Origin of the sequence: Streptomyces xanthochromogenes (assembly GCF_014650455.1) — a bacterium.
GTDB classification, from domain to species: Bacteria; Actinomycetota; Actinomycetes; order Streptomycetales; family Streptomycetaceae; genus Streptomyces; species Streptomyces xanthochromogenes.
This window is the reverse complement of record NZ_BMUZ01000009.1, coordinates 95,006-120,070: the sequence shown is the minus strand read 5'-3', so window position 1 is coordinate 120,070 and position 25,065 is coordinate 95,006. Positions and strand designations below refer to the sequence as shown.

Annotated in this window: 27 protein-coding genes; 8 read left to right on the top strand and 19 right to left on the bottom strand. The window is 73.1% G+C overall.

Annotated elements, in window-relative coordinates:
* Positions 1-76: 76 nt before the first annotated feature.
* From IE267_RS23320 to IE267_RS23310, 3 genes are all read right to left on the bottom strand, one after another.
* A complete protein-coding gene (locus tag IE267_RS23320; protein ID WP_189764564.1) occupies positions 77-1,129 on the bottom strand; it encodes a chitinase in 1,053 nt (350 codons plus the stop codon).
* A 211-nt stretch (positions 1,130-1,340) separates the two neighbouring features.
* Positions 1,341-2,033: an HAD family hydrolase gene (locus tag IE267_RS23315; RefSeq protein ID WP_229861386.1), complete on the bottom strand. Its 693-nt coding sequence runs from the start codon at positions 2,031-2,033 to the stop codon at positions 1,341-1,343.
* A 40-nt stretch (positions 2,034-2,073) separates the two neighbouring features.
* A complete protein-coding gene (locus tag IE267_RS23310) occupies positions 2,074-2,550 on the bottom strand; it encodes an Lrp/AsnC family transcriptional regulator (RefSeq protein WP_189764562.1) in 477 nt (158 codons plus the stop codon).
* A gap of 226 nt (positions 2,551-2,776) precedes the next feature.
* Between IE267_RS23310 and IE267_RS23305 the strand changes: the two genes are divergently transcribed.
* Positions 2,777-4,282, top strand: a complete 1,506-nt coding sequence (locus tag IE267_RS23305) for an FUSC family protein (RefSeq protein ID WP_167156456.1) — start codon at positions 2,777-2,779, stop codon at positions 4,280-4,282.
* Positions 4,283-4,399: 117 nt separating this feature from the next.
* The gene (locus IE267_RS23300) at positions 4,400-5,443 is read left to right on the top strand and encodes a lactonase family protein (protein WP_189764561.1); all 1,044 of its coding nucleotides are present in this window, start codon (positions 4,400-4,402) and stop codon (positions 5,441-5,443) included.
* Positions 5,444-5,515: 72 nt separating this feature from the next.
* On the opposite strand, the gene IE267_RS23295 is transcribed toward IE267_RS23300, so the two are convergent.
* The 5 genes from IE267_RS23295 to IE267_RS23275 form a co-directional block, all read right to left on the bottom strand.
* Positions 5,516-6,445, bottom strand: a complete 930-nt coding sequence (locus IE267_RS23295) for a sirohydrochlorin chelatase (RefSeq protein WP_189764560.1) — start codon at positions 6,443-6,445, stop codon at positions 5,516-5,518.
* Positions 6,446-6,540: 95 nt separating this feature from the next.
* Complete coding sequence (locus IE267_RS23290; protein ID WP_229861385.1) at positions 6,541-7,569, bottom strand: N-acetylglucosamine kinase; 1,029 nt, start codon at positions 7,567-7,569, stop codon at positions 6,541-6,543.
* Positions 7,566-8,243: a uracil-DNA glycosylase gene (locus tag IE267_RS23285; RefSeq protein ID WP_167155496.1), complete on the bottom strand. Its 678-nt coding sequence runs from the start codon at positions 8,241-8,243 to the stop codon at positions 7,566-7,568. The genes IE267_RS23290 and IE267_RS23285 overlap by 4 nt, the downstream gene beginning before the upstream one ends.
* A 45-nt stretch (positions 8,244-8,288) precedes the next feature.
* Entirely contained in the window at positions 8,289-9,380 is a 1,092-nt protein-coding gene (locus IE267_RS23280) for a WD40/YVTN/BNR-like repeat-containing protein (protein WP_189764559.1), read from the bottom strand.
* A 90-nt stretch (positions 9,381-9,470) separates the two neighbouring features.
* Positions 9,471-10,091, bottom strand: coding sequence for a TetR/AcrR family transcriptional regulator (locus tag IE267_RS23275; RefSeq protein WP_189764558.1), 621 nt, complete (start codon positions 10,089-10,091; stop codon positions 9,471-9,473).
* A 120-nt stretch (positions 10,092-10,211) separates the two neighbouring features.
* On the opposite strand from IE267_RS23275, the gene IE267_RS23270 reads away from it, so the two are divergent.
* Complete coding sequence (locus IE267_RS23270) at positions 10,212-11,036, top strand: class II aldolase/adducin family protein (protein ID WP_161247605.1); 825 nt, start codon at positions 10,212-10,214, stop codon at positions 11,034-11,036.
* Positions 11,037-11,047: 11 nt separating this feature from the next.
* Positions 11,048-12,970 carry a neutral/alkaline non-lysosomal ceramidase N-terminal domain-containing protein gene (locus IE267_RS23265; RefSeq protein ID WP_189764557.1) on the top strand — a complete coding sequence of 641 codons (1,923 nt, stop codon included), beginning with the start codon at positions 11,048-11,050 and terminating at the stop codon, positions 12,968-12,970.
* Positions 12,971-13,010: 40 nt separating this feature from the next.
* On the opposite strand, the gene IE267_RS23260 is transcribed toward IE267_RS23265, so the two are convergent.
* Positions 13,011-14,102 (bottom strand): NADH:flavin oxidoreductase/NADH oxidase, encoded by a 1,092-nt coding sequence (locus tag IE267_RS23260; protein WP_189764556.1) that lies wholly within the window; start codon positions 14,100-14,102, stop codon positions 13,011-13,013.
* Between the two features lie 106 nt (positions 14,103-14,208).
* On the opposite strand from IE267_RS23260, the gene IE267_RS23255 reads away from it, so the two are divergent.
* Positions 14,209-14,571: an ArsR/SmtB family transcription factor gene (locus IE267_RS23255; RefSeq protein WP_373304585.1), complete on the top strand. Its 363-nt coding sequence runs from the start codon at positions 14,209-14,211 to the stop codon at positions 14,569-14,571.
* Between the two features lie 109 nt (positions 14,572-14,680).
* On the opposite strand, the gene IE267_RS23250 is transcribed toward IE267_RS23255, so the two are convergent.
* The 7 genes from IE267_RS23250 to IE267_RS23220 all read right to left on the bottom strand — a co-directional run bounded on the left by IE267_RS23250 (position 14,681) and on the right by IE267_RS23220 (position 20,566).
* Complete coding sequence (locus IE267_RS23250) at positions 14,681-16,027, bottom strand: FAD-dependent oxidoreductase (RefSeq protein ID WP_189764555.1); 1,347 nt, start codon at positions 16,025-16,027, stop codon at positions 14,681-14,683.
* A gap of 165 nt (positions 16,028-16,192) precedes the next feature.
* Positions 16,193-16,795 carry a TetR/AcrR family transcriptional regulator gene (locus tag IE267_RS23245; RefSeq protein WP_161247597.1) on the bottom strand — a complete coding sequence of 201 codons (603 nt, stop codon included), beginning with the start codon at positions 16,793-16,795 and terminating at the stop codon, positions 16,193-16,195.
* 159 nt (positions 16,796-16,954) lie between these two features.
* Complete coding sequence (locus IE267_RS23240) at positions 16,955-17,659, bottom strand: HAD family hydrolase (RefSeq protein WP_167155521.1); 705 nt, start codon at positions 17,657-17,659, stop codon at positions 16,955-16,957.
* 19 nt (positions 17,660-17,678) lie between these two features.
* Positions 17,679-18,365, bottom strand: a complete 687-nt coding sequence (locus IE267_RS23235) for a phosphatase PAP2 family protein (protein ID WP_167155524.1) — start codon at positions 18,363-18,365, stop codon at positions 17,679-17,681.
* Positions 18,366-18,421: 56 nt separating this feature from the next.
* Complete coding sequence (locus IE267_RS23230) at positions 18,422-19,357, bottom strand: M56 family metallopeptidase (RefSeq protein WP_189764554.1); 936 nt, start codon at positions 19,355-19,357, stop codon at positions 18,422-18,424.
* A gap of 99 nt (positions 19,358-19,456) precedes the next feature.
* On the bottom strand, positions 19,457-20,020 hold the full coding sequence (locus tag IE267_RS23225; protein ID WP_167155530.1) for a DUF5134 domain-containing protein: 564 nt from the start codon (positions 20,018-20,020) through the stop codon (positions 19,457-19,459).
* Positions 20,021-20,179: 159 nt separating this feature from the next.
* The gene (locus IE267_RS23220; RefSeq protein ID WP_189764553.1) at positions 20,180-20,566 is read right to left on the bottom strand and encodes a VOC family protein; all 387 of its coding nucleotides are present in this window, start codon (positions 20,564-20,566) and stop codon (positions 20,180-20,182) included.
* A gap of 75 nt (positions 20,567-20,641) precedes the next feature.
* Here IE267_RS23220 and IE267_RS23215 point away from each other — a divergent pair, with 75 nt between their 5' ends.
* A complete protein-coding gene (locus IE267_RS23215) occupies positions 20,642-21,190 on the top strand; it encodes a GNAT family N-acetyltransferase (RefSeq protein ID WP_189764552.1) in 549 nt (182 codons plus the stop codon).
* Positions 21,191-21,206: 16 nt separating this feature from the next.
* On the opposite strand, the gene IE267_RS23210 is transcribed toward IE267_RS23215, so the two are convergent.
* The 3 genes from IE267_RS23210 to IE267_RS23205 form a co-directional block, all read right to left on the bottom strand.
* The gene (locus IE267_RS23210) at positions 21,207-21,890 is read right to left on the bottom strand and encodes a glycerophosphodiester phosphodiesterase (protein ID WP_167155539.1); all 684 of its coding nucleotides are present in this window, start codon (positions 21,888-21,890) and stop codon (positions 21,207-21,209) included.
* A gap of 71 nt (positions 21,891-21,961) precedes the next feature.
* Positions 21,962-22,087, bottom strand: a complete 126-nt coding sequence (locus IE267_RS40180) for a hypothetical protein (protein ID WP_268251568.1) — start codon at positions 22,085-22,087, stop codon at positions 21,962-21,964.
* A 130-nt stretch (positions 22,088-22,217) separates the two neighbouring features.
* Positions 22,218-22,853, bottom strand: a complete 636-nt coding sequence (locus tag IE267_RS23205) for a PadR family transcriptional regulator (protein ID WP_167155542.1) — start codon at positions 22,851-22,853, stop codon at positions 22,218-22,220.
* Between the two features lie 50 nt (positions 22,854-22,903).
* On the opposite strand from IE267_RS23205, the gene IE267_RS23200 reads away from it, so the two are divergent.
* Both IE267_RS23200 and IE267_RS23195 read left to right on the top strand, forming a co-directional pair.
* A complete protein-coding gene (locus tag IE267_RS23200; RefSeq protein WP_189764551.1) occupies positions 22,904-24,037 on the top strand; it encodes an LLM class flavin-dependent oxidoreductase in 1,134 nt (377 codons plus the stop codon).
* Positions 24,030-25,013: an alpha/beta hydrolase gene (locus IE267_RS23195; protein ID WP_189764550.1), complete on the top strand. Its 984-nt coding sequence runs from the start codon at positions 24,030-24,032 to the stop codon at positions 25,011-25,013. Before IE267_RS23200 ends, IE267_RS23195 begins: the two co-directional genes overlap by 8 nt.
* Positions 25,014-25,065: the final 52 nt, after the last annotated feature.

The window sequence follows — 25,065 nt, the reverse complement described above, 5'->3', positions numbered from 1 at the left end:
GCAGGGGGCCGCCGACAGGCGGAAGCCCCGCCCGCTGGAGCGCGGACGGGGCCCGGACGGTGGCCGTCTCGGACGGTCAACGCCCTTGCAGGGCCTTGACGTTGTTGCCGAACGTCCAGTTCTTCGACCCGTCCCAGTTGAGGGACCACGTCATCAGACCCTTGAGCCCGCCCCCGTAGGTGTTCCACGCCTGCGCCACCTGACTTGTCGTCATGTAGCCGCCGCCCGCGCCCGGTTGAGCGGGCAGCCCGGGCACCTGCTTGTCGTAGGGGACCTTGATGGTGGTGCCCTGCACGACCAGGCCCTTGTTGAGGCAGTTGGTCTGGGCCGTGAACCCGGCGACCGTACCGGCCTCGTACGAGTCGCCGGAGCAGCCGTACATGCTGCCGTTGTAGTACTGCATGTTCAGCCACCACAGGCGGCCGTTGTCCGCGTACTTCTTCACGATCGGCAGGTACGCGCCCCAGATCGACCCGTACGTCACGCTGCCTCCGGTGACGTACGCCGTCTCCGGGGCCATCGTGAGGCCGAAGCCCGCCGGCATCTGGGCGAGCACGCCGTCGATGATGCGGATCAGGTTGGCCTGCGAGGCCGACAGCGTGTTGATGTTCCCGCTGCCCACCAGGCCGGTCTCGATGTCGATGTCGATGCCGTCGAAGTTGTACTGCTTGAGGATCGGCACGATCGACGCCACGAACCGGTCGGCCACCGCGCTCGAACTGAGGTCGATGCCCGCGGCGGCCCCGCCGATCGACATCAGAATGGTCTGGCCGGACGCCTTCGCCTGGCACATCTCGGCGGGGGTGGGGACCTTCACCGTCGCGTCCATGCCGTCCTGCCACAGCACCGTGCCGTCCGAACGGATCACCGGGAACGCCGCGTTGATGACGTTGTAGCCGTGGGCGGCGATGCGCGCGTCGGTGATCGGAATCCAGCCCAGTGGCGGATGGACGCCGTTGGACGCGCCGTCCCAGTTCTCCCAGTACCCCTGGAGCACCTTGCCCGAGGGCCTCGACTTCACCGCGCAGGTGTCCGCCTGGGGTGCGCTCGGCGCCGCGGCCACCGGGACCTGGGTGGCGAGCGCCAGGACGAGCCCGGCTCCCAGCAGACGTAACGTACGACCGATCATGCTGTGCTCCTTGCCTCCGGGAGCGGGCGCGAAGAGGCCGCGCGGCTCCTGGACCGTGGGGGGACCTGAGGAGGTACGAGGGGGTGGCGCCCCACACCGTAGATTGGTCCAGACCTTCCGTCAATCGTGCCGGAGACACCAGGCCATGGACCTGCGGGCTCATCAGGTCCCTTGCGCACAGCGGGAGTTGAGCCGGATCCGGCTCATGGGCTCAGGCCGTCGAGGTCGCGTCCATCCACGCGTACGCCCGCTCGGTGCTGAACTCCCGCTGGCCTCCCGGGAAGAGGAGGCCGGCGGTGGCGAACGCCGGGTCGCCGGAACTCTGCGGCAGGTACGGCACGGCGATGCAGCGCATCCCGGCGGCGTGCGCGGCCGCCGCTCCGGGCGGGGCGTCCTCCAGGACCACGCAGTCGGCGGGTGCGGCGCCCAGACGCCGGGCGGCCTCCAGGAAGACGTCGGGCTCGGGCTTGCCGTGCTCGACCTCCTCCGCCGACACCACGAGGTCCATGAAGGAGGCGAGCCCGGTCCCCGCCAGGACCGCGTCGATCGCGGACCGCGAGGAGCCGGAGGCCACCGCCATGCGGACGCCGTCGGCGTGCAGCCGCTCCACGAAGGCCCGCATTTCGGGGAAGACCTCGGTCGAGGTCCGGGCCAGCTCCAGATAGGCGGCGTTCTTGGCCGCCAGCACCTCCTCGATCGGGCCGGTCAGGGTGTGCTGCCGGTCCAGGATCTCCAGGGTCTCGCGGGTGCCGATGCCGATGAAGCGGGCGTGCTGTTCCCAGCTGAAGTCGGGCAGGCCGTAGCGCGCGAGCACCTGACGCGCGGCTTCGTAATAGTTCGGCTCGCTGTCCACGAGGGTGCCGTCGAGATCGAAGATGACCGAAGTGTTATGCGATGTGCTCATGTGTCCCAGCATGCCAAGGGTCGGCGGCGTTCCGCGCCGCTCACTTCGCGGCGGCCCGGCCCACCGACTCCACGAGCGGCAGCAGCCGGTGCGCCACCCGCTCGCGCAGCGCCACCTCGGTCCGGGTGCGTACGACGCCCGGGAGCTGGATCAGGCGTTGGATGACGTCTTCGAGATGGGCGTTGTCGCGGGCCGCGACCCGGGTCAGCAGATCGCCGCCGCCGGTGATCGAGAACGCCTCGATGATCTCGGGAACCGCCGCGAGGGCGTCACCCACCTCGTCCAGATGCCCCTGGGTCACCTCGATGTGGACGAAGGCCAGCACCGGGTGGCCGAGGGCCGAGGGCGAGAGCATGGGGCCGGTGCCGGTGATCACCCCGTCCCGCTCCATCCGGTCGAGCCGCGCCTGGAGCGTGCCGCGGGCAATCCCCAGCAGGCGCGCGTACTCGCGGATGCTGGTGCGCGGCTGCTCGATGAGCAACCGCAGGATGCGGGTGTCGAGTGTGTCCACCGTCATGTCCCGTTGGCTCCTTCCTGGTCCTGCGACTGGGCCATCGACTGTACCAATGGCCCAGCGACACGGAGCTCGGTTGAGCCACTGTCCCTCCGGGTGTTTTCCTCTGGTGGTAGATGGCGCCGCGCAGCGCGCGGGACGGCGACGAAGCCGGTCCGGGCCCCGCGGCGCCTTTGTCATGCCTGAGACCGATTGCACGTAAGGGGGCGCGGCGACCGCCGTGAAGAGGATGTTTGTGGCTCCGGACCCGGGGCTTCTGCGACTGCGGGTGTCCCTGCGAGCCGTGCTCGGCGTGGGCCTCTCGGTGACCGCCGCCGAACTGTGCGGGCTCTCGCTCGCCGCGTCGATCACCGCCGGCCTCGCCGCGCTGCTCGCGCTGTTCACCGTTGGCGACGCCACCGTCCGCGCCCAGATCACCACCACCGCGCTGCTGCCCGCCGTCGGCTTCCCGGTGCTCGCCCTCGCGGCCGCGCTGCACGGCACCCCGATGGCGCGCGACGCCGCCTGGCTCGTGGTGATCTTCGCCGGGGTGTACGCCAGGCGCTGGGGCCCGCGCGGACATGCGCTCGGCATCTTCGCCTTCATGATGTTCTTCGCGACCCAGTTCCTGCACGCGGTCACCTCTCAACTGCCCGAGCTGTACGGCGCCATCGCGCTGGCGATCGCCGCCTCGGCGTCGGTCAGGTTCGGTCTGTGGTGCATCGAGCGCCACATCACGCAGCCCGCGGCCCCGGCCCCGCTGGCCGGCCGCGGACTTGCCCGCCACACCACCCGGCAGGCCTTCCAGGCGACCGTGGCCTGCGGCTTCGCGCTCGGTGTGGGCCAGGTGCTCTCCGAGGACCGCTGGTACTGGGCCGTCGGCGCCGCCTGGTGGATCTTCGTCAACACCGCCTCGCGCGGCGAGACCCTGGTCCGCGGGTTCCGCCGGGTCCTCGGCACGGTCGTCGGCATCGTGGCCGGACTGCTCATCGCGATCCCGCTGCACGGGGCGCCGGCCCCGACCGCGGCGCTGGTCGCGGTGTGCGTCTTCGGGATCTTCTACACGGCCGCGCCGAGCTACAGCTGGATGATGTTCTTCGTCACCGTCATGGCCGGCCTGCTCTACGGGCTCCTCGGTGTGCTCCACCCCGGGCTCCTCGTGCTCCGCGTCCAGGAGACGGCGGTGGGTGCGCTCGGCGCGGTCATCGGCGTCGCCGTCGTGCTGCCGGTCACGACGCACACCGCCACCGACGCGTGGATCCAGCGGGCCCTGCACTGCGTCCGCCGGTGCACCGCGGCGGCCGCCCACCGGCTCGCCGGGGACGAGAGCGCCGACCCGGCGCCCCGCGCCGCCGAACTGGAGCTGCTGCTCATCCGGGTGCGCCTCTCGCTCGCCCCGCTGGTCCACCCGCTCAGCCCGCTTCGGGCCCGCCGGGCCCGTGCCCACCAGGTCCTGGTCCTGCTCGACGAGTGCGCCCGCGAGGTGCGGGGCCTGGCCGCGGTGGCCGCCGACCCGGCGGCCTCCCACGACGCCCGCCTCACCGCGGCCTGCCAGCGCGTGGAGGCCGCCGTGGCGGCCCTGGTCTCGCCGGAGCCCGGCCACAAGGCCTGGTCCGCGCTCGCCGCCCTGCCGGCCCCGCACCACCACCCCGGCGCCGAGGCCGCGCTCACCCATCTGCACGGCCTGGAGCGCGCCCTGGGCGAACTCGCGGCGCCGCTGCGGTCCGCGCCGCGCGCGCCCCTGGCCGCGGCCTGACCCCGGAGCCGACTCGGCCCGCCGATTGGTCCAGACCCCCTGCTACGGTCGCCCCAGCACAGCGGTGTGCGGGGTGGCCCCGGGTCGTCGGGGACTGAGGCGGAGAGGGGTAGCACGGTGACCAGGGACAGGGCCGCGCGGGCGTTCATCGGGTCGTTCACCACGGCGGGCGGACACGGGGTGACCGCGGTCACCGTGGACACCCGAACCGGTGCGCTCACCCCCCTCGGATCCTCGTCCGCCGTCGCCGACCCGTCGTATCTCGCCGTCTCCGAGAACGGCGCCGTGCTCTACGCCGTGGGCGAGAGCGCGGACGGGACGGCCGCCGCCTTCGACATCGGGGGAGACGCGCCCCGACTGCTCGGCGATCCCGTACCCGTGCGCGCGGCGGGCCCGACGCATCTCACCCTCGCCGCGGGACACCTGGTCACCGCCAACTACACCTCCGGCAGCGTCACCGTGCTGCCCGTCCGCCCCGACGGCGGCCTGGGCCCGGCCACGTCCGTCCTCGCGCACCACGGGTCGGGCCCCGACCCCGACCGGCAGCGCGGGCCGCACGCGCATCAGGTGCTGGCGGCTCCCGGCGGGCGCTGGGTCGTCACCGTCGACCTCGGCACCGACTCGGTACGGGTCTGTGAACTCGGCCCCGACACCGGCGCGTTGCGCCTGCACGCCGAGACTGCGCTGCGGCCCGGCAGCGGCCCGCGCCACCTCGCCTTCCACCCCGGCGGGCGGCACGCCTACGTCCTCAACGAGCTGACGCCGACGCTCACCGTGTGCCGCTGGGACGCGGAGGCGGGCGTCCTGGAGCCCCTCCACGAGGTACGCGTCGTGGAGGACGGCGTGAGCGCGGACACGTATCCCTCCGAGGTCGTCGTCGCGCACGACGGGCGCTTCGTGTGGGCGGCCAACCGCGGGCACGACTCGATCGCGGTGCTCGCCCTCGACGCGAGCGGTGAACAGGCCCGGCTCGTCACCACCGTGGACTGCGGCGGACACTGGCCGCGCGATCTCACCCTTGACCCCTCCGGGCGCCGCCTGTACGCCTCCAACGAGCGCTCCGGCGATGTGACCTGGTTCGACATCGACGAGACCACCGGCGTCCCGGCACGGGCGGGTTCCCTCGACGCACCCGCCGCCTCCTGCCTGGTCTTCGCCTGACGGTGACCGCGACGCGAGGGGGCCCGCACCGGATGTCCGGTGCGGGCCCCGCTCTTCGCTGCGTACGTACGGTCAGTGCACCGGCGAGCCCTGCGGCTGCGCGGTGATGCCGAGCGCGGCCGCGTACTGGGACAGGACCAGCTTGCCGATCGCCGGGTAGGCGCCGAGCGCCTCGGCGACCGAGCACTCGGCTTCCTTGGCGGCCGCGTCGAGCAGCCCGTCGGCCACCTCCGGGCCGATCAGGTACGGGGCGACGGCCAGCTGGGCCGAGCCCGAGCCGCGCAGCTGTGCGGCCATTGCCGCGATCGCACCCTCCTGGTCGAGCGCGGCGGCCATCACCGGCACGGCGAGCCGAGCGGCGAGCAGCATGCCGGTGATCCCGGCTGCCTGCACGGCCTCCTCGCCACCGACCGTCGCCAGGATGATTCCGTCGGCGGCGGTCGCGACCGTGAACAGTCGCGCCCGGTCGGCGCGGGCCAGACCGGCCTCGGAGAGCCGCACGTGCAGGCCCTCGGCGAGCAGCGGGTGCGGGCCGAGCACATCGGTCAGCTCGGCGGCGGCACGGCTGTCCGTGACGGCCTGCCGTATCCGCCGGATCAGGGCGCTGTCGGGGCCCGCGAGCAGCGGGACCACCACGGCGGCCGGGCCCTCGGGCTCGGCGGCCTCGCGGCCCGCCGCGCGCGCCTGCTCGACGCGCGCGGTGCGCTCGGCGGCGGTGTGGGCGAGAACGGCCTCAAGCGTGGGGTACTCGGCGGCCTCGGCTTCGGTGCTGTCCAGGTAGCCGATGCGGGCGTGCAGGCCGGGCAGCTCGGAGCGGGCGATGCTGATGACTTCTTCGGCCAGGCCGCGCACAGCGGGGCCGGGAGTGCCGGGAACGGCGAGAACGAGCGCGGGCGCGCCCTCCGGAGCAACCACCGGTTCCGGGCGGCGGTGCCGGCCGGACTGGCGGGGTCGCGGCATTCGTACGGGCAGGCCGGATGCTGGCCCAGTGGGGGTGCTCATGGCGTCGCATGCTACTGGTTTTGCGTGGGCGGCTGTTCGGGGAGGGGACAGCTGAGCGGTATCTGCCCCGATTTTCCCGGAGAGTGGCATAAAGATCAACTGTCCTGATCTGTCTTGCCACTCACTCGGTCGCGATCCGTCACGCCGTTTGCGATCCACAACATCCGCGGATCGTGCGGCAGTCGCAGTCCGCCGCCCGCGATCGCCGTCGCGATGAGCAGCGAGCCGTCGAGCGGATCCCCGGCCGCCTCGATCCCGCGCGCGTACGGCAGCAGACGCGCGAACTCCGCGCGCAGGGGTGCCAGAAGGGGCTCGCCGAGCTTCAACAGGCCGCCGGTGAGCGCCACTTGGGGCTGATCGCCGGCGCTCGGCGGGCAGACGGCGGCAGCGGATGCGGCGATGTGCCCGGCCGCCTCCCGCAGGATGCCCGCGGCGACCGGATCGGCCGTGGCACAGGCGGCGACCTCCGGCGCGAACGAGGCGAGCACGGCCGGCCGGTCGCCGCGCGGATACAGCAGCCCGGGCAGTTCGCCGGGGGCGCCGAACGCCGCCTCCAGGCGGGCCAGCAGCGCCGCGGAGCCGCCCGGTCGCCCGTCGTACGCGCGCAGGGCCGCATCGAGCCCGGCCCGGCCGATCCAGGCGCCGCCTCCGCTGTCGCCGAGCAGATGCCCCCAGCCGTCGGCCCGTCGCCACGTGGCGAGATCCGTGCCGAGCGCGATCATTCCGGTCCCGGCGGCCACCACCGCCCCGGCCCGCTGCCCGAGCGCCCCCGCGTAGGCGGTGACGGCGTCGGCGGCCAGGGCGAGCCCCCGTACGCCGAGCGCATCGGCCAGGGCGCCCGGCAGTTCGGCCCGCAACGCGTCCCCGAGCGTGGCCATTCCGGCCGCGCCGACCGCCACGGCCGCGATCCGGTCCGCGCCGGTGCGCAGCATCAACTCCTGTGCTGCCGGGAGCAGTTGGGCCAGTAGGTGCTCTGCGTCGATGCCGGCGGGGCCGGTCCGTACCGGTTCCTTCGAGGTGATCGTACCGGCCGGCGGGCCCGGCTCGGCCCGGCGCAGCGCGAAGCGCACACCGGACCCTCCCGAGTCGACCCCGAGCACCCAGGGCGCCCCGCGGTCGGTCACGGCAGCCGCCAGTCGACCGGCTCGGCACCCTGGCGTCGCAGAAGTTCGTTCGTACGGCTGAAAGGCCGCGAGCCGAAGAAGCCGCGGTCCGCCGACATGGGGGAGGGGTGGGCGGATTCGATCGCCGGGAGGTCGCCGAGCAGCGGGCGCAGATTGCGGGCGTCCCTGCCCCACAGCACCGAGACCAACGCGGTGCCCCGCGCGACCAGGGCCCGGATGGCCTGCTCGGTGACCTCTTCCCAGCCCTTGCCCCGATGGGCCGCGGGCTTGCGGGGCGCCGTGGTCAGCGCCCTGTTGAGCAACAGCACTCCCTGCCTCGTCCACGGCGTCAGATCGCCGTTGGAGGGCCTGGGCAGTTCCAGGTCCGAGTTCAGCTCGCGGAAGATGTTCTCCAGGCTGCCGGGCAGCGGCCGTACCTCGGGCGCCACCGAGAACGACAGGCCCACGGCGTGGCCCGGTGTCGGATACGGGTCCTGGCCGACGATCAGTACCCGCACCTCGTGGAAGGGCTGCTGAAACGCCCGCAGGACATGGGCTCCTGACGGCAGGTAAGTACGTCCTGCCGCGATCTCCTCACGGAGGAAGTCGCCCATCGCGGCGACCCTTCCGGCCACGGGTTCCAGTGCGTCCGCCCAGCCGGGCTCGACGATCTCTTTCAACGGTCGTGCTGCCACGGCCGTCACTCTACTGGCGCAGCCACCCGAGCCTCGCCGCCCCGGTCAACCGATCACCGCCGCCCGCACACACAGCACGTCCGGCAGGTGCGAGGCGAGCAGCCGCCAGGTGTCGCCGTCGTCGGCGCTGGCATGGACCTCGCCGTTGCGGTTGCCGAAGTAGACGCCCGCCGGGTCGGCGTCGTCGGTGCACAGCGCGTCGCGCAGCACCGTGCCGTAGTGGGCCTCCCGCGGCAGGCCCGCCGAGAGCGGCTCCCAGTTCCGGCCCGCGTCCTCGGTGCGGAAGACCCGGCACTTGTTCTCCGCCGGGACCCGGTCGGAGTCCGCGGTGATCGGGAAGACATAGGCCGTACCCGCACGGCGGGGGTGGGTGGCGGCCGCGAAGCCGAAGGTGGAGGGCAGCCCGGCGCCGATGTCCGTCCACTGCTGCCCGGCGTTGTCGCTGCGGTAGACGCCCCAGTGGTTCTGCAGATAGAGGCGGTCCGGGTCGGCCGGGTCCTGGGCGATCTTGTGGACGCACTGGCCGAACTCCGGGTTCGGATCCGGCAGGAAGACCGCCGCCACCCCGTTGTTGGCGGGCGCCCAGCTCGCCCCGCCGTCCTGGGTGCGGAACACCCCCGCCGTGGACACGGCGACGGTGAGGACCCGGGGGTCGCGCGGGTCGGTCACGATGGTGTGCAGGCCCTCGCCACCGCCGCCGGGGACCCAGCGCGAGCGCGTCGGATGCTCCCACAGGGGGCGTACCAGCTCGAAGCTCTCGCCGCCGTCCTCGGAGCGGAACAGCGCGGCGGGCTCCGTCCCCGCGTACACCACGCCCGGTGCCTCGGGCCCCGCCGGGCGCAGCTGCCACACCCGTTCCAGGGACGTGCCCGTGAACTCGGGGAACTTCACGGCCGGCCGCTTCGGCTCGGTCCAGCTGCGGCCGAGGTCGTCGGAGTGGAACACCGACGGCCCCCAATGCGTGCTGTCCCCGCCGACCAGGAGCCGGGGCGAGGGGCCGTGCCGGGTGTCGATCGCGACGGAGTACACCGCCTGGGCGTTGAAGTGCGGCCCGTCGAAGGCCCAGGCGCCGCCACCACGTCTGCGGCCGAGAAAGAGCCCCTTGCGCGTACCCACGGTGAGCAATACCTCAGTCATGCCGAGCCCTCCAAAACGCCGTTGTTCCGGATGGTGGCCAGTGTGCACCCAGCCACTGACAACGGCCTCCACATCCAGGAAAGTGCCAGCTCAGAGCGGTTTCGGCAGAGGCTCGGTCACGGCTTCGACGAGGAAGGGAAGGAACCGCTCGGCCAGCGCGCCGGGGGCCAGGACGTCCGGCTCCACATAGCTCTGCCCGAGCGCACCCTCACGCAGCGCGACCACCGCCCGCACGAGTTCGGTCAGATCCCCGCACGGCCGCAGGCCGGCCCGGGTCAGCAGGGCGGCGAGCAGGGCCGCGGCCTCCTCGCGCAGCCGGGCGTCGTGGTCGGCGAGCCGGGCCGCCGCCCCCGGATTGCGGATCGCGTACAGGGTGAACTCGGTGGTCACCAGGAACCAGACGCGCTCGTTCGGACCGATGTGCGCGAGCAGCCCCGCGATCCGGGCCACCGACAGGTCCCGGTCGTCCGTGTCCGCGGCCAGTTGGGCGATCCGCTCCAGCTCGCGCGCCGCATGCGCGTCGAAGAGCGCGAAGAACAGCTCCTCCTTGGAGGAGAAGTTGGAGTAGAAGGCGCCCCGCGTGTAGCCCGCGCGCCGGCACACGTCCTCGATCCTGGCCGCCCCGAACCCCGACTCCGCGAACACCTCAAGGGCGGCTTCGAGCAGCCGGGCCAGCGTCTGCGGCCGCCGTTTCGTCGTTCCCCTGGGCACGTCCGCCTCCCGGACCCTTGACAGCGCGTACGCCCTCGGAAAGCATCCAGGCGCGTATCGGATACGTGAATGTATCCGATTGCGGCCCCTCAGCGACCGGCGACTCCAGGAGGAACGCGCATGAGCGACGACGTCACGGCCCCGGCCCCCGCCGAGGTCATCGCGGACGCGGCGGGCCCCCTGCCCGAAGGGGTGACCGTGCCGATGCCGCCCGTCTTCGACGACATCGAGGACGAGCGGCGCTACCGCAAGGAACAACTCGCCGCCGGATTCCGCCTGTTCGGCCGTTTCGGCTTCTCCGAGGGGGTGGCGGGGCACATCACCGTCCGCGACCCGGAGCACCCCGACCGGTTCTGGGTGAACCCGTTCGGCATGGCCTTCAGCCGGATCAAGGCCTCCGACCTGATCCTCGTCGACCACGAGGGCAACCTCCTGCACGGCAGCCGCCCGGTGAACCGCGCCGCGTTCGTCATCCACGCCGCGGTGCACCAGGCGCGCCCCGACGCCCTGGCCGCCGCCCACTCGCACTCCCTGCACGGCAAGGCGTTCTCCTCGCTCGGTGTCCCGCTCGATCCGATCACCCAGGACGCCTGCGCCTTCTTCGAGGACCACGGCCTCTACAGCGACTACCGGGGGGTCGTCAGCGACGCCGAGGAGGGCAAGCGCATCGCGGCGGCGCTCGGCGCGTACAAGGCGGTGATCCTGCAGAACCACGGGCTGCTGACCGTCGGCCGGTCGGTCGCCGAGGCGGTGTGGTGGTTCATCACGATGGAACGCTCCTGCCAGGCCCAGCTCCTCGCCATGGCCGCCGGCACTCCCCGGCACATCGACCGCGAGACGGCCCTGCACACCCGCGGTCAGCTCGGCGGCCACTTCGCGGGCTGGTTCCAGGCCCAGCCGCTCTACGAGCAGATCGCCGACTCCGACCCCGACCACGTCAACTAGGCCTGTCCGGCATGGGATTCAGGGCCGGACGCGGCATCGCCGACATCACCGGGGAGACCGCCGAGTGCGGCCTGCTCGGCTACGGCAAGGCGGACCAGCAGAGCGCGGGTCTGCACACCCGCCAACGGGCCCGCGCCTTCGCCTTCGAGGAGGGCGGGGCGCGGCTCCTCCTGGTCGTGTGCGAACTGCCGCTCATGTCGGACGCCGTCGTACGCGAGGTGCTGGGGCGGCTGCCCGAGGGCTACGGCGCCGCCAACGTGATGCTGACCGCCACCCACACCCACTGCGGGCCCGGCGGCTACTTCCACCACCGGCTGTACAACGGCACCACCGGAGGCTTCCGCGAACAGACCTTCCGCGCCATCACCGACGGCATCACGGAGGCCGCCCGAGCGGCGATCGCCGATCTCGCCCCCGCTCGACTGACGCTCACCCGGGGTGAGTTGAGGAACGCCAGCGTCAACCGCTCGCGCCGCGCCTTCGACCGCAACCCGGCTGCCGACCGTGCCCACTTCCCGGACGCCGTCGACCCGGAGACCACCCTGCTCACCGTCGAGCGCGACGGACGGCTCCGCGCCGCCGTGAACTGGTTCGCCACCCACAACACCAGCATGACCAACCGCAACCGCCTGGTCAGCTCCGACAACAAGGGCTACGCGGCGCTGCACTGGGAGCGGGCCGTCGCCGGAGTGGACCATCTCGCCCCGTCCGCACCGGAGTTGGTGACCGCCTTCGCGCAGACCAACGCCGGTGACATGTCGCCGAACCTGGGCCTGGCCCCCGGAACCGGCCCGACCGGCGACCAGTTCGAGAACACCCGCCTCATCGGCCTGCGCCAGTACGAGGCCGCGGCCACCCTCATCGGCGACAAGGAGACCCCCGGCGGCACGGGGACGTCCGGCGGCCGGGAGATGTCCGGCGGGCTCGACTTCCGTGCCACCCACCTCCACCTCTCAGCCGTCGACGTACGCCCCGAATTCACCGGCGACGGGCGCGCCCACCGCACGTCCCCGCCCGTCGGCGGGGCCGCCGCCTTCGCCGGGGCGTGGGTCGACGGCCCCGGCTTCAAAGGCTTCCGGCCGGGCGCCAACCCGCTCTGGGACGCGCTCTCGCGGCGGCTCGTCTACCGCATCGCGCCCGCACTGCGTGACGCCCAGTACCCCAAGGCGCTCGTTCTCCCGGCAGGCCCGGTCAACCGCGTCGTGCCGATGATCCAGGAGCGTGCGCCCGTCCAACTCCTGCGCATCGGGGCGCTGTTCCTCATCGGCATCCCCGGCGAGGTCACCATCGTCGCCGGTCTGCGGCTGCGGCGCACGGTGGCGGCGATCGTCGGCGCCGAGCTGTCCGACGTCCTGGTGGCCGGGTACAGCAACGGATACATCCACTACGTGACCACGCCCGAGGAGTACGACGCGCAGGAGTACGAGGGCGGCAGCACCCTGTTCGGACGCTGGGAACTGCCCGCGCTCTGCCAGACCGTGGCCGGCCTCGCCACCGCGATGCGCGACGGGGTGCCGGTGGCGCCGGGCGTCCCCGAACCCGCGGTGCCGGTGCGCGCGAGGCGCCGGCGTCGTGCCGCCGACGCGCCGCACCCGGGCCGATGCTTCGGCGACGTACTGGACTTCTCGCTGATCGGCCGCCGCGCCACCGTCTCCTTCGTGGCCGCCCACCCCTCCAACAACCTTCGCCGGGGCGGGAGTTACCTGTTCGTGGAGCGCCTGGACGACGGCGGGTCGTGGACCCGGGTGGCGGACGACGGCGACTGGTCGACGGTGTTGCGCTGGGCCCGTTCGGGCGCCGCGACGTCGGTCGCCACGGTCGTCTGGAACATCCCCGAGGGTGCCGGGCCGGGGACGTACCGCATCTCCTACCACGGCCACAGCACGCCGAAGAGCCCGTTCACCGGAGTGAGCGAGCCCTTCGAAGTGCGGTGATCCGCAAGGGAGTCGACGCGTCTCGCCCGACCCGGACAGGTCAGACCGAGCGGTGGTACTGGTCCGGGACGTGCACCTCGCCGCCGAGTTCGCGGGCGGCCCGGCGGGCCCAGGACGGATCGCGCAGGAGCTCGCGGCCCAGCAGGACGGCGTCCGCCTCGCCGTTCGCGAGGATCTTCTCGGCCTGCTCCGGCTCGGTGATCATGCCGACGGCGGCGACGGCGAGGGGGCTCTCGTCGTGCACCCTCGCGGCGAACGGCACCTGGTAGCCGGGGCCGGTCGGGATGCGAACGCCGGAGGCGTTGCCGCCGGTCGACACGTCGAGCAGGTCCACGCCGTGCTCCTTGAGCAGGGCGGCGAGGCGGACCGTCTCGTCGGCGGTCCAGCCGCCGTCCTCCAGCCAGTCCGTGGCGGAGATGCGGAAGAACAACGGCAGCTCATCGGGCCACACCGCCCGTACCGCGTCGGTGACTTCGAGGGCGAAGCGGACGCGGTTCTCGAAGGAGCCGCCGTACTCGTCGGTGCGCCTGTTGGAGTGCGGGGAGAGGAACTGGCCGATCAGGTACCCGTGCGCGCCGTGGATCTCGACGACCTTGAATCCGGCGTCCAGGGCCCGCCGGGCCGCCGCCGCGAACTGGCCGACGATCTCCCGGATCTGATCAATCGTCAGCTCGGTCGGCACGGTGTGCTTCTCGTCCCAGGCCACCGGGCTCGGGGCGAGCGGCTGCCAGCCCTCCTCGCTGTCCGGCTTCAGCGGCGCGCCGCCGAGCCAGGGGCGGTCCGTGGACGCCTTGCGCCCGGCGTGCGCGATCTGGATGCCGGGCACGGTGCCCTGGCTCTCCAGGAACGCGGTGATCCGGCGCAGCGCCGCGACCTGGGTGTCGTTCCAGATGCCCAGGTCGGCGGGGGAGATCCGGCCCTCGGGGCTGACGGCGGTCGCCTCCACCAGGATCAGGCCCGTCCCGCCGGTGGCGCGGGCCGTGTAGTGGGCGAAGTGCCAGTCGTTGACCACGCCCGCGTTCGGGCCGAAGACCTCGGCCGAGTACTGGCACATAGGCGCCATCCAGACCCGGTTCGGGACGGTCAGGGACCGCAGGGTGTAGGGCTCGAAAAGGGCACTCGCAGCAGACACGGCATCTCCACTCGAAACGGCCCGGGGCACCGGTGCGGTGCCGGGATCGCTTCGTACGATAACTCTCGTAGTACGGTGGATGTCAAACTACGACGATTCTCGTACAATGATGCGGGTGACCACCGTGACGAACACCCGTGAACTCGCCCACCCGGCGCGCGAGGAGATCCGCCTGGAGGGCATCCTGCACGCGCTCTCCGACCCGATGCGGATGCGGGTCGTGCGGGCGCTCGCCACCACCGAGGACGAGCTCTCCTGCTCGTACTTCGTGCTGCCCGTCACCAAGTCCACGACCACCCACCACTTCCGCGTGCTGCGCGAGAGCGGTGTGATCCAGCAGGTCTACCGGGGCACCGCCAAGATGAACGGCCTGCGCCGGGCCGACCTCGACGCCCTCTTCCCCGGTCTGCTCGACGGCATCCTGGACGCGGCCGCCCGTGAGGCCGAACGCCTCGGCGACGAGGCCTGACCGCGGGCGGGGCCGCCGGGCCGGCCGTGTCCGACCGTGTGCGGGGCCGCCGGGCCGGCCGTGTCCGACCGCGTGCCCCGCTGTCCGGCGGGTCCGCGGGGTGCGGCACTCAGCTCCCGTCGAGCCCGGCCGCGAGGAGCCCGTCCCAGTCGGGGATCTTCACCGAGCGCCGCCCGAGCGAGCGGCCGAGCTCCGCCTCGGCCCGCTCGATCGCCAGCCAGCCCTGCCAGGTCACCGGGCGCAGCCCCAACTCCCGCAGTGCGTCCAGGGGTTCGGCCGCCGCCGGCCGCCCGGCCAGAAGCGGGGCATCGGCCAGCAGGGAGGTCACCGTCTCCTTCGCGCAGGAGCGGTTGGAGCCGATCACGCCCGTCGGGCCGCGCTTGATCCAGCCGGCCACGTACTCGCCCGGCGACGGCTTCCCCGCGCGCAGTACCCGGCCCGCCGCGTGCGGGACCGTCCCGGTCACCGGGTCGAACGGCAGGCCCTGCGGCGGCACTCCGAGATAGCCGACCGCCCGCAGCACCAGATGTGCCTCGATGTCCTCGTACGTCCCGGTGCCGAGCACCGCGCCGCTCCCGTCCGGTGCCGTCCGCTCGAAGCGCACCGCGCCCACCCTGCCGTCCCGCTCCAGGATCTCCACGGGCCGCAGGTAGAACCGCAGGTTCAGACGTCGGGCGCCGGGCCGCACGGGCTGCCCGACCCAGCCGCGCAGCACCGCCACATTGCGGCGCACCGGCCCGGGCAGCGCGGCCGGGTCGACGAAGTCCGGGTCGCGGGCCAACTCGTCCACGGCCACCGTGACATCGGCACCCGGCAGCGAGCCCAGCTCGCGCAGCTCCTTCGTGGTGAAGCGGGCCTGCGAGGGGCCCCGCCGGGCCGCCATGTGGACCTCGCGGACCTGGCTGACGGCGAGCGCGCCGAGCGCGGACTGCGGCACGTCGGTCGGCCGCAGCTCGTCCGCGCCGCGGGCCAGCATGCGCGCCACGTCGACCGCCACGTTTCCGGCGCCGATCACGACGGCCGAACGGGCGCCCAGGACGAAGGCGCCCGGGTCGCTGTCGGGATGCGCGCTGTACCAGGACACGAACTCGGTGGCCGAGAAACTGCCCGGCAACTCCTCGCCCGGGATGCCCAGATGCCGGTCGGACTTGGCGCCGACGCAGTACACCACGGCGTGGTAGAGCCGCCGCAGCACGTCGGACGGGACACCACGGGGGCCCACCTCGACATGGCCGAGGAAGCGGATCCGGCCGTCCTCCAGGACCGCACGCAGGTTGTTCTGCAGGGATTTGATCTTCTCGTGGTCTGGGGCCACCCCGTAGCGGACCAGACCGTAGGGGCACGGCAGCCGGTCCAGGACATCCACCCGGATCTCGTCGGCCGCACTCTGCTCCACCAGGCTCTGGGCGGTGTAGACACCGCTCGGCCCGGACCCGACGACGGCGATGCGCAGCATGGCGGGCGCTCCTTGGAGAGAACCGCGGAAGACCGCAGGAACTTCAAGGATGGCACCGCCTCGCGTACGACGGGTAGGGGTGCGCCGCCGGTCGGGGGACGGGTTTCGCCGGACTGGGCTTTGGCGGCCGGGGCTTCGGCGGGTCAGGGGGGCGGGCTTCTCGGGTCAGGGGGCGGGCTTCGGCGGAACGCCCAGCTCCCAGTCGAGCCCGTACCGCTGGAACAGCTCGGCCCGCAGCTTGGCCGCGTCCATCGGGGCGCCCGGCAGCAGTGCGGCGAACACCGCCCCCATCAGGTTGGCGCGCAACAGCGGGTACTCGGTGTCCACGTCCCGGCTGCCGTACCGCTCGACGGTGTCGCGCAGCAGGGCGGCCAGGCGCTGCTGCTCGGGGCACTGCACGAAGCCCTGCGCCTGGAGGATTCCCGCCATGTGGGCCCGCATGAGAACCGGCTGCGCATGGGTGAGGCCGAGGATCGCGTCGATCGCCCGGGCCAGGCGCTCGCGTCCGTCGGCGGTCCGCGGCTCGCGCTCCAGGCCCTCCTCCAGGGTCAGATGCATGAGGCGGTGCACCGCCGACTGCAGGAGCTGGCGCTTGCCCGGGAAGTAGTACGACACCAGCCCTCGGGCGGAGCCCGCCCGGTCCGCGATGTCGCCGAGAGTCGTCGATTCGTAGCCGCGTTCCGCCACCAGCTCCACGGTGGCTTGCAGCAGCCGCTCGCGAGAACGTCTGCGCAATTCTTCATTGACCGATGCGCTGCGCGGGGACATGCTGTAACTCCTGCGTTGACTGGCTCGGAGCCAATATACTCAGGCCGTCGCAGGGCGGTACCCCTTTGCCGGGGCCCGACCTGGGCGTGGGCTGCTCGTTCGGGGTGACGCGGGGGATCACCTCGGACGGGTAGCCCCTTTCAAGCCCTTCTCGTCGGCTCAGCGGCCTTCCCCGGCCAGCGCGAGGACCGGCAGGAGACCCGCCGGACGCCGATCGGCCGGCAGATGGTCCACGAAGTGCACCGCACATCCCAGCGCCGCCGCGCCCCCGTCCGCCCGCCGGTCGTCACCCACCATCAGGACGTCGGCGGGATCCTGGCCGAGCCCTTCGCAGGCCGCCCGGAAGAGCCGCGCGTCGGGCTTCTGCACCCCGTGCTCGAAGGACAGCGCATACGTGTCCACGAAGTCGTCCAGGCCGTGCTCCCGGAAGACCGGCCGCAGGTCCCAGCCGATGTTGCTCACCACGCCGATCCCGATGCCGCGCTCGCGCAGCCCGGCCAGCACCGCCTCGGTGTCGGGGTAGGGGCGCCAGGCCGCCGGGGTCTTGTGGCGGTCGTAGAGCAGGTCGTACAGGCGGTCGTCGGGCAGCGCCACCTCGCGGGCGAGACCGGTGTACGTCCGGCGGTGCAGCTCACCGCTCGTGTCGCGCTCGGCCCACAGCTCCGTCAGGTGCTCCGGTGTCCGCAGCGGGTTGGCGCCGCCCGGCAGCGCGCCGGCCTCCTCCAACTCCCGCGCGCAGCGGGCGAGTTCGGAGTCGTCCAGGGTGATACCGGCGGCGTCGAGCACGGCGGAGAGCCAGTCGCCGACCGGCTCGATGCGGAAGAGGGTGCCGGAGAAGTCGAAGAGAACGCCCTTGATCGTCATGCCCGTGATCCTCGCGTGCTCAGGCCCGCCGGTCCAGGGCCCGTCCGTTCGGGGCCCAGCGGCGGTGGGCCGCGGCGCTGAGGGTGACGACGGCCACGCCGATCAGCCAGCCGCCCACCACGTCCGAGAACCAGTGCACGCCCAGGAACAGCCGGGTGAACCCCACGCCGAGCGCGGAGACCACCCCCACCACGAGGACCGCCGTACGCGGGCCCCGCCCCGCCCCCCGCAGCGCGAGGACCCACACGAGCAGCCCGAAGGCCACGGTCACGCCGATGGCGTGGCCGGACGGGAACGCGGCAAAACCGGCCGAGTCCACCGGGTCCGGCCACTGCGGCCGGTCCCGCCCGACGGCCGCCTTCAGGCCCTGCTGCACCGCCGTGCCGAGACCGCTCGTCGCCGCCACCCACAGCGCGAGCAGCCGTTCGCCACGCCACAGCAGCACCCCGACGACCACCGCCAGCAGGGCGCGCATCGCCCACGGGTCCCACACCCAGTCGGTCAGGATCCGGTTGGCGTGGGTCAGCCCGGCATCGGCGACCGCCCGCCGGTGCAGCCCCTCGGCGATCGACCGGTCCAACCACATCAGCGGACCCCACCGGGCCACCACCAGTGCGAGCAGCGCCGCGGCGAACAGGGCGCAGACGATCCCCGCGCGCAGTGGCAGGGACGGGCGGGTGCGGGTTCCGGGGGCGGTGAGGAGCATGGGGAAGATCCAAGCCGATGCGGGGCGCCACGGCCAGCGCCCCTGGCCGGCGGGCTCTAGCCCAGCGCGTGCAGACCCGGCACCAGGGCCACGATCAGGGGGACGGCCGGGACGAGCGCCGCGTACGCCGTCAGACGCAGGCGGTGGCTCGCGGGGAGGCGGGGGGCCGCCGACAGGAGGCGGTGCACCCGCTGGGGGAGCTGGCCGTCCGGTGCGGGACAGGGGCCGAACACCCCGCGGTGCTCGTTGAGTTCGACCAGCGCGAGCGCGATCGTGAGGCGCCCGAAGCGCCGGGACGCCACGTCGTCGGCGGCCAGCTCCACCAGGCGGTGCATCTCGTCGCGGAACGCGGCGAACACCGGCACCTGCGGGAACCCCCGCGCGAGCGCGCCCGAACAGTGCAGCAACCAGTCGTGCCGGGCCCGTGCGTGACCGAGCTCATGGGCGAGCACCGCATCGAGCTGACGGCCTTTCAGGCGCTGAAGTGCCGCCGTGGTGATGACCAGTTGAGGCGTTTGGCCCGGCAGCCACCAGGCATCCGGCCGGGCCGCCTCCAGGACCACGAGACGCTCGCCCGAGGGCTCCTCGCCGGGCAGGAGCGGCGAGCGCAGCCGAAGGTCCGCCCGGCGCCGGTGCCGACGCGCCCAACTCTCCCGGACCTCCCGGGTGAGCATCGCCCCGGTCCAGGCGCCGCCCAGGAACAGCACCACGGCGAGCGCCGCCGACCACGGCCCGTACGGTCCGAGCGCGTAGGCCTCGACGACCGCGCGGGGCGCGGGCGCGAACACCTGGCCACGGACGGTCTGCCAGGCGGACGCGGCACTGAACACCATCGCGAGCCCGAAGCAGAGCAGCACCGCCGCCACCACGCACTGCCACACCCACAGCGCCACCACCGGCTCGCGCTCGACCCAGTCGGCGCGGGCGAGCAGTCGCGGGGCGACGACGGCGGACACCAGGCCGAGCAGCAGCAACGCGAGGGAGACCGTCATGGTCTCAGCCTATGAGCGGGGCCGCCGTCATAGGTATGTCCGAGGGCGTCAAGTGACGCACGCCACGGCCGGCCCGCCCGTCCCTGTGTCCGGGTCCGCTCAGACGGTGATCAGCATCGCCAGCATGGCGATCCCCATCGACAGGCGGCAGGCCAGCGCCAGTTCGGGCCGCGCGCCCCACGCCACGGCCGCCGTCGGCGCGCCTGCGGCCGCCCCGGGCAGCAACCGCACCCCCGTCGACAGGACGTACCCCGCGAAGTACAGGAGCAGCACCCCGGTCAGCACCGGCACCCCGCCCGCCGTGTGGCCCGCGTGCCCGGCGTGCGCCCCGCCCCCGCCGGCCGGCGCCATCGCCAGCGCCATGTAGACCATCGCGAGCGAGCCCACCACGTGGTGCAGATGGTGTGCCCCGCCCCGGGCCAGCCACAGCGCCCGCAGCGCGGCGCCGCCGAACACCACCGCGTACCCGGCGATCATCCACGGCGGCGGCGCGAGGAACGCGGCCGGCACGGCCATCGCGGCCATCCCGAAACCCATCACCGCCTCACCGCCCGCCGCCCTGCGGGCCCGCGCGGAACCGCTGCGCATCCGCAGCAGACAGTACGAGCCCGTCGCCGCGCACAGCGCGACGAGCAGCCATCCGGGCAGCACCGGACCGTGCACGGCGTACCTCCCCGCTCTGTGTGACGCCCTGCCGACAGGTCGATGCCCAGGCACGGGGCCGCATACGCGGGCGCAGGGACACACGGGGGGAGCGCGCGGGAGGTCTTCGCCGGTCGGGCGGGTGCGGGCGGGGTCGCTGAGGGCGGCGGGCCGGTGGCGTCAGGGGCGGTAGCGCAGGGGATGGTCGGCGGGGACCTCCACGACGACGATGCGCACGCCGTCCGGGTCCTCGATCCACATCTCGATCAGCCCCCAGGGCTCGCGCACCGGCGGCCGTGCGATCGCGACCCCGCGCGCCACCAGCTCCTCGTGCGCCTCGGCCGCGTCCGCGACCTGGAGCCACAGCTGGAGCCCCGGTGCGGGCGGCCGCTCGGCGCGGCCGGACACCTCCAGGAAGCCGCCGCCGAGGAAGTACACCGTGCCGCGTTCGGGCCCGGTACCGAACTCGCGGTAGACGGGAAGGCCGAGGCCCTCGCCGTAGAAGGCGCGCGAACGCTCGGGGTCGGTGGGGCGCAGAAGGGTCCGGCTGCTCAGTACATGCACCATGACAGGCGACCCTAACGGGCCGGGTTAGGCTCGGGAGGCCGCCGCAGCGCAATCGACGAGCAGGGAGAGCGAACGATGGACACCGCAAGGCGCGCCGCCGGAGAGCTGAGCTACCGGGACGCCACCGAAGCCGACGTCGAGGCGCTGGTGCCACTCGTCGAATCGGCCTACCGCGGGGACTCCAGCCGCGCCGGCTGGACCACCGAGGCCGACATCCTGCAAGGGCAGCGCACCGACCCCGAGGGCGTGCGCGCGGTCATCACCACGCCCGGCAGCAAGCTGCTCACCGTCGAGCGCGACGGCGCGATCGTCGCCTGCTGCCAGCTCGAACACCGCGGTGACGCCGCCTACTTCGGCATGTTCGCGGTCTCTCCCGCGCTCCAGGGCGCCGGTCTCGGCAAGCAGATCATCGCCGAGGCCGAGCGCATCGTCCGCGCCGAGTGGGGTGTCACCGAGATGCACATGACCGTGATCTCGGTGCGCGACGAGCTGATCGCCTTCTACGAGCGGCGCGGCTACCGCCGTACGGGAAGGATGACGCCCTTCCCGTACGGCGACGAGCGCTTCGGCCTGCCGCAGCGCGACGACCTCGAATTCGAGCTGCTCATCAAGGAGTTGGGCTGAATCGGCCCGGCCCGCACTACGCGGTGAAGCGGCCGGTGCGGCGGATCTCCGGATAGTCGGTCGTCGCGCCGTCCAGCTGCAGGGCGCGCACCAGACGCAGATGGTCCTGGGTGTTCACGGTCCAGCCGATCACCTTGAGGCCGGCGGCACGGGCCTGCGCGACCGTGGCCAGGTTGAGCCGGTTGATGTCCAGGACCAGGCTCTTCGCGCCGACGGCCGTGGCCCGCTCGACGAGATCGGGGCCCCAGTCGTCGTCGACGAGCGCGGTGCGCACGCCCGGCACCAGCGAGGCGATCTCGGCGAGCGCCGCGTCGTGGAACGACAGGACCTCCACCCGGCCCACCAGGTCCCGCCGCAGCATCACCTCGGCGAGCGCGCGGGCCGCGGCCGTGTCCTTGATCTCCGCCTGGATCGGCGTCTTCACCGCGTCGAGGACTTCCTCGAACACGGGGACGCGTTCGCCCTGGCCCGCGTCCAGCTCCCGCAGCTCGGCGAGGGTCAGCTGGCCGATGGGGCCCTCCCCGTCCGTGGTGCGGTCGACCTCGGCGTCGTGCATGACGACGAGGGCGCCGTCCTTGCTCAGGTGCAGATCGAGTTCGATGACGTCCATGCCCACGCGTTCGGCGTGGACGAAGGAACGCAGGGTGTTCTCCGGCTCGACACCCATGACCCCGCGATGACCGATGGTGAGGAACGTCAAGACAGGCCTCGCTTCCGTCGACGGCGCTATTGGCGCGCGATGCAGTCCCGTGCGCACGCGGCAGCCGCAGCCTAACGGCCCGCCACCGCAACGGACCCCGGCTCGCGGGGCGCATCGGAGTCGTCCGCCCGGGTTGACGCGATCCCGAGGACGAGGCCGGTGATCAGGGCTGCGACAAGGACGGCACGGGTGCTCATGGGGGCGGCTCCGGGGTGCGGACGAGAGGCGGGGGGACTCCGTCCTACCTGTGCGCACCCGTCACGGGCCAACGCGCGTCACCCGCCCGTGGGCGAGTCCTGCAGCCCTTGACGCCCCCGCGGCAACGGCTCATCCCGGGCCGGGCCAGCCGTCGTGATTGTCCGGATCTCCCTCCCGCGGCGGGGTCAGGCGGTCCAGGTCCGCGAGCATCGCCCGGGCCAGCTCCAGCTCGGCCAGCTCGCGCAGCTCGCTCCAGCGCAGCGCGATCCGTGGATGTGCCCACTCGGCGTTGTCCGCGGCCTGCGCGAGCGCGGCCCTGACCTGGCCCAACTGGACCTCGGTGCGCGCCAGATGCTCCTCGACCAGGGCGCGCAGCCGCTCCGGCGCGGCCAGGTGACCGAGCCAGATCCGCAGCACCAGCGGATGCTTGAGGACCGCGGGGCCGGCCGCCTCGGGGGAGTCCGCCCACCCGGCGAGCGCGTCGCGGCCCGCCTCGCTGATCGCGTACCGCCGCTTGGTGCGCGGCTCCTCGGGCCCCGAGCGCCGTGAGGTGGCGTACCCGAGCGCCTCCAGGCGGCGCAGCTCGGCGTAGATCTGGCTGATCGCGGGCGACCAGTAGAAGAACCGCAGCGAGGCGTCGGCCCACTTCTTGAGCTCGTAGCCGGTCCGCTCGCCGGGAAACGAGAGCAGCCCGAGCACCGCCCATGCCGTCGGCGGCAACTGGCGTTCCGTGTCTTGCTTGTTGGAGAACTGACGACTAGTCATATGGCGAATTGAAGTAACCGGGACACACGGACACAACCCCTGGAGGGCCCGTGAAATTCTCCGTGATCTTCGAGGCGCAGTTGGCGGATCCCACCGTCGAGCGCGAGCACCGGCTGTTCCACGACTGTGTTCAACAGGCCGTGTACGCCGAGCGGATGGGCTTCGACCGCATATGGGCGGTCGAGCACCACGCGCTGAAATGGTACGCGCACATGAGCGCCCCGGAGATCTTCCTGACCTGGGTCGCCGCCCGCACCTCCACCATCCGGATCGGGCACGGCGTGGTCTGCATGCCGTTCAACTTCAACCACCCCGTCCGCGTCGCCGAACGCGCCGCCACCCTCGACCTGCTCTCGGGCGGCCGGCTCGACCTCGGCGCGGGGCGCGGCGGCACCGAGCAGGAGACCTCGCTGTGCGGCGTCGACCGGGACCGCACGACGCGGGAGGTGGAGGAGGCGCTGCGCATCATCGGCGCGGCCTGGCAGAAGGAGGAGCTCGAATACCACGGCGAGCTGATCGACATCGCCCCGCACCCCATCCTGCCCCGGCCCGCGCAGACCCCCCACCCGCCCCTGTTCCTGGCGTGCAGCCGCGCCGACACCCTGACCCGCGCGGCCGAACTCGGCGTCGGCGCCCTGGTGATGGGCTTCGCCGGGCCGGACTCCATCGCCGCGATGCGCCGCGCCTACGACGGCGCGATCGCGGCCCGCACCGGCGAAGGGTTCGTCTCGACCGCCGTCAACGACCACTTCGCGGTGCTCTGCCCGACCATCGTCTCGGACGACCGCGAGCGGGCCCGCCGCATCGGCATCCGCGGCCAGCGCTTCTTCGCCCAGTCCATCGGACACTGGTACGGCGGCGCGGGCATCCCCGACGAGGCCGTCGTCGAGGGCTCGGACGAGGCCGCCGCGATGCGCGTCGCCGCCGAACAGGTCGTCGCCCGCCTGCACGAGCAGCACATCCCGGTACGCCCCACCTCCACCGCCACCTTCAACGCCGACCACGCCTACGGCACCGCCGACGACGCGATCTCCTCTGTGGAACGGCTCAGGGACGCCGGCGCGGACGAGGTCATGTGCCTGATCCAGATGGGGACCGTGCCGCAGGAAGCGTGCATGGAGACGCTGCGGCAGTGGGGCGAGAAGGTCATCCCGCACTTCTCGACGGACGCTCGCCGTGTCTGACGTACCCCCGCCCGTAACGGGGCCGCACGGCAAGGGAGTCGACCGTCTCGCGCCCGCGGCCCGCCGCTGGGCCGATGTGCTCGCCGCGGTCTTCCCCGACGTGGGCGGCACGGTCACCGACGCCGCCGAGGCCCGTCGCATCCTCGCCCGGGCGGCCCTCCCGCCGGGCGGGCCGCCCCCGGTCGGCGCGGTCGCCGACCACCCGGTGCCGGGACCGGAGGCCGCCCCCGACATCCCCGTCCGCGTCTACCGGCCCGCTCCGTCCGGGCCCGCCCCCACCGTGGTCCACCTGCACGGCGGGGGCTGGGTCCTGGGCGGCCTCGACCTGTACGACCGCACCTGCCGGGCGCTGTGCCGGGCCTCGGGCGCGGTCGTGGTCTCCGTCGACTACCGCCTCGCGCCCGAGGCCCGCTTCCCGGCCCCCGTCGAGGACGCGTACGCGGCGCTCGTCTGGGCCGGGCGGCACCTTAGGGACCTCGGCGGCGCGGCGGGCCCGCTCGTCGTGGCGGGCGACAGCGCCGGCGGCAACCTGGCCGCGGCGGCAGCCCTGCTCGCCCGCGACCGCCACGGGCCGCCGCTCGCCCTCCAGGCGCTGCTCTACCCGGCGCTCGACGCCTCCCGTGACACCGCCTCGTACCACGACAACGCGCACGGCTACTACCTGACCGCCGCGCACCTGCGCTGGTTCTGGGCGCAGTACCTCGGCCCGGGCGGCGACGGCGGCCATCCGCTCGCCTCCCCGCTGCGGGCCGGCCTCGCGGGCCTGGCGCCTGCCTACGTCGTCACGGCGGGCTGCGACCCGCTGTGCGACGAAGGGCGGGCCTACGTACGGGCCCTGCGCGCCGCGGGGGTCGCCGCCGTCGACGACCACTGCCCGGGGATGTTCCACGGCTTCGTCGGCCTGGCCGACGTGCTCCCCGAGGGCCGGGCCGCACTCACCCGGCTCGCCGCAGCCATATCCGTGCCATTGCCCTGACACAGGAAGAAGAGCGGCGCAACTGAAAGATCGCAGGATAATTTATTGTGCT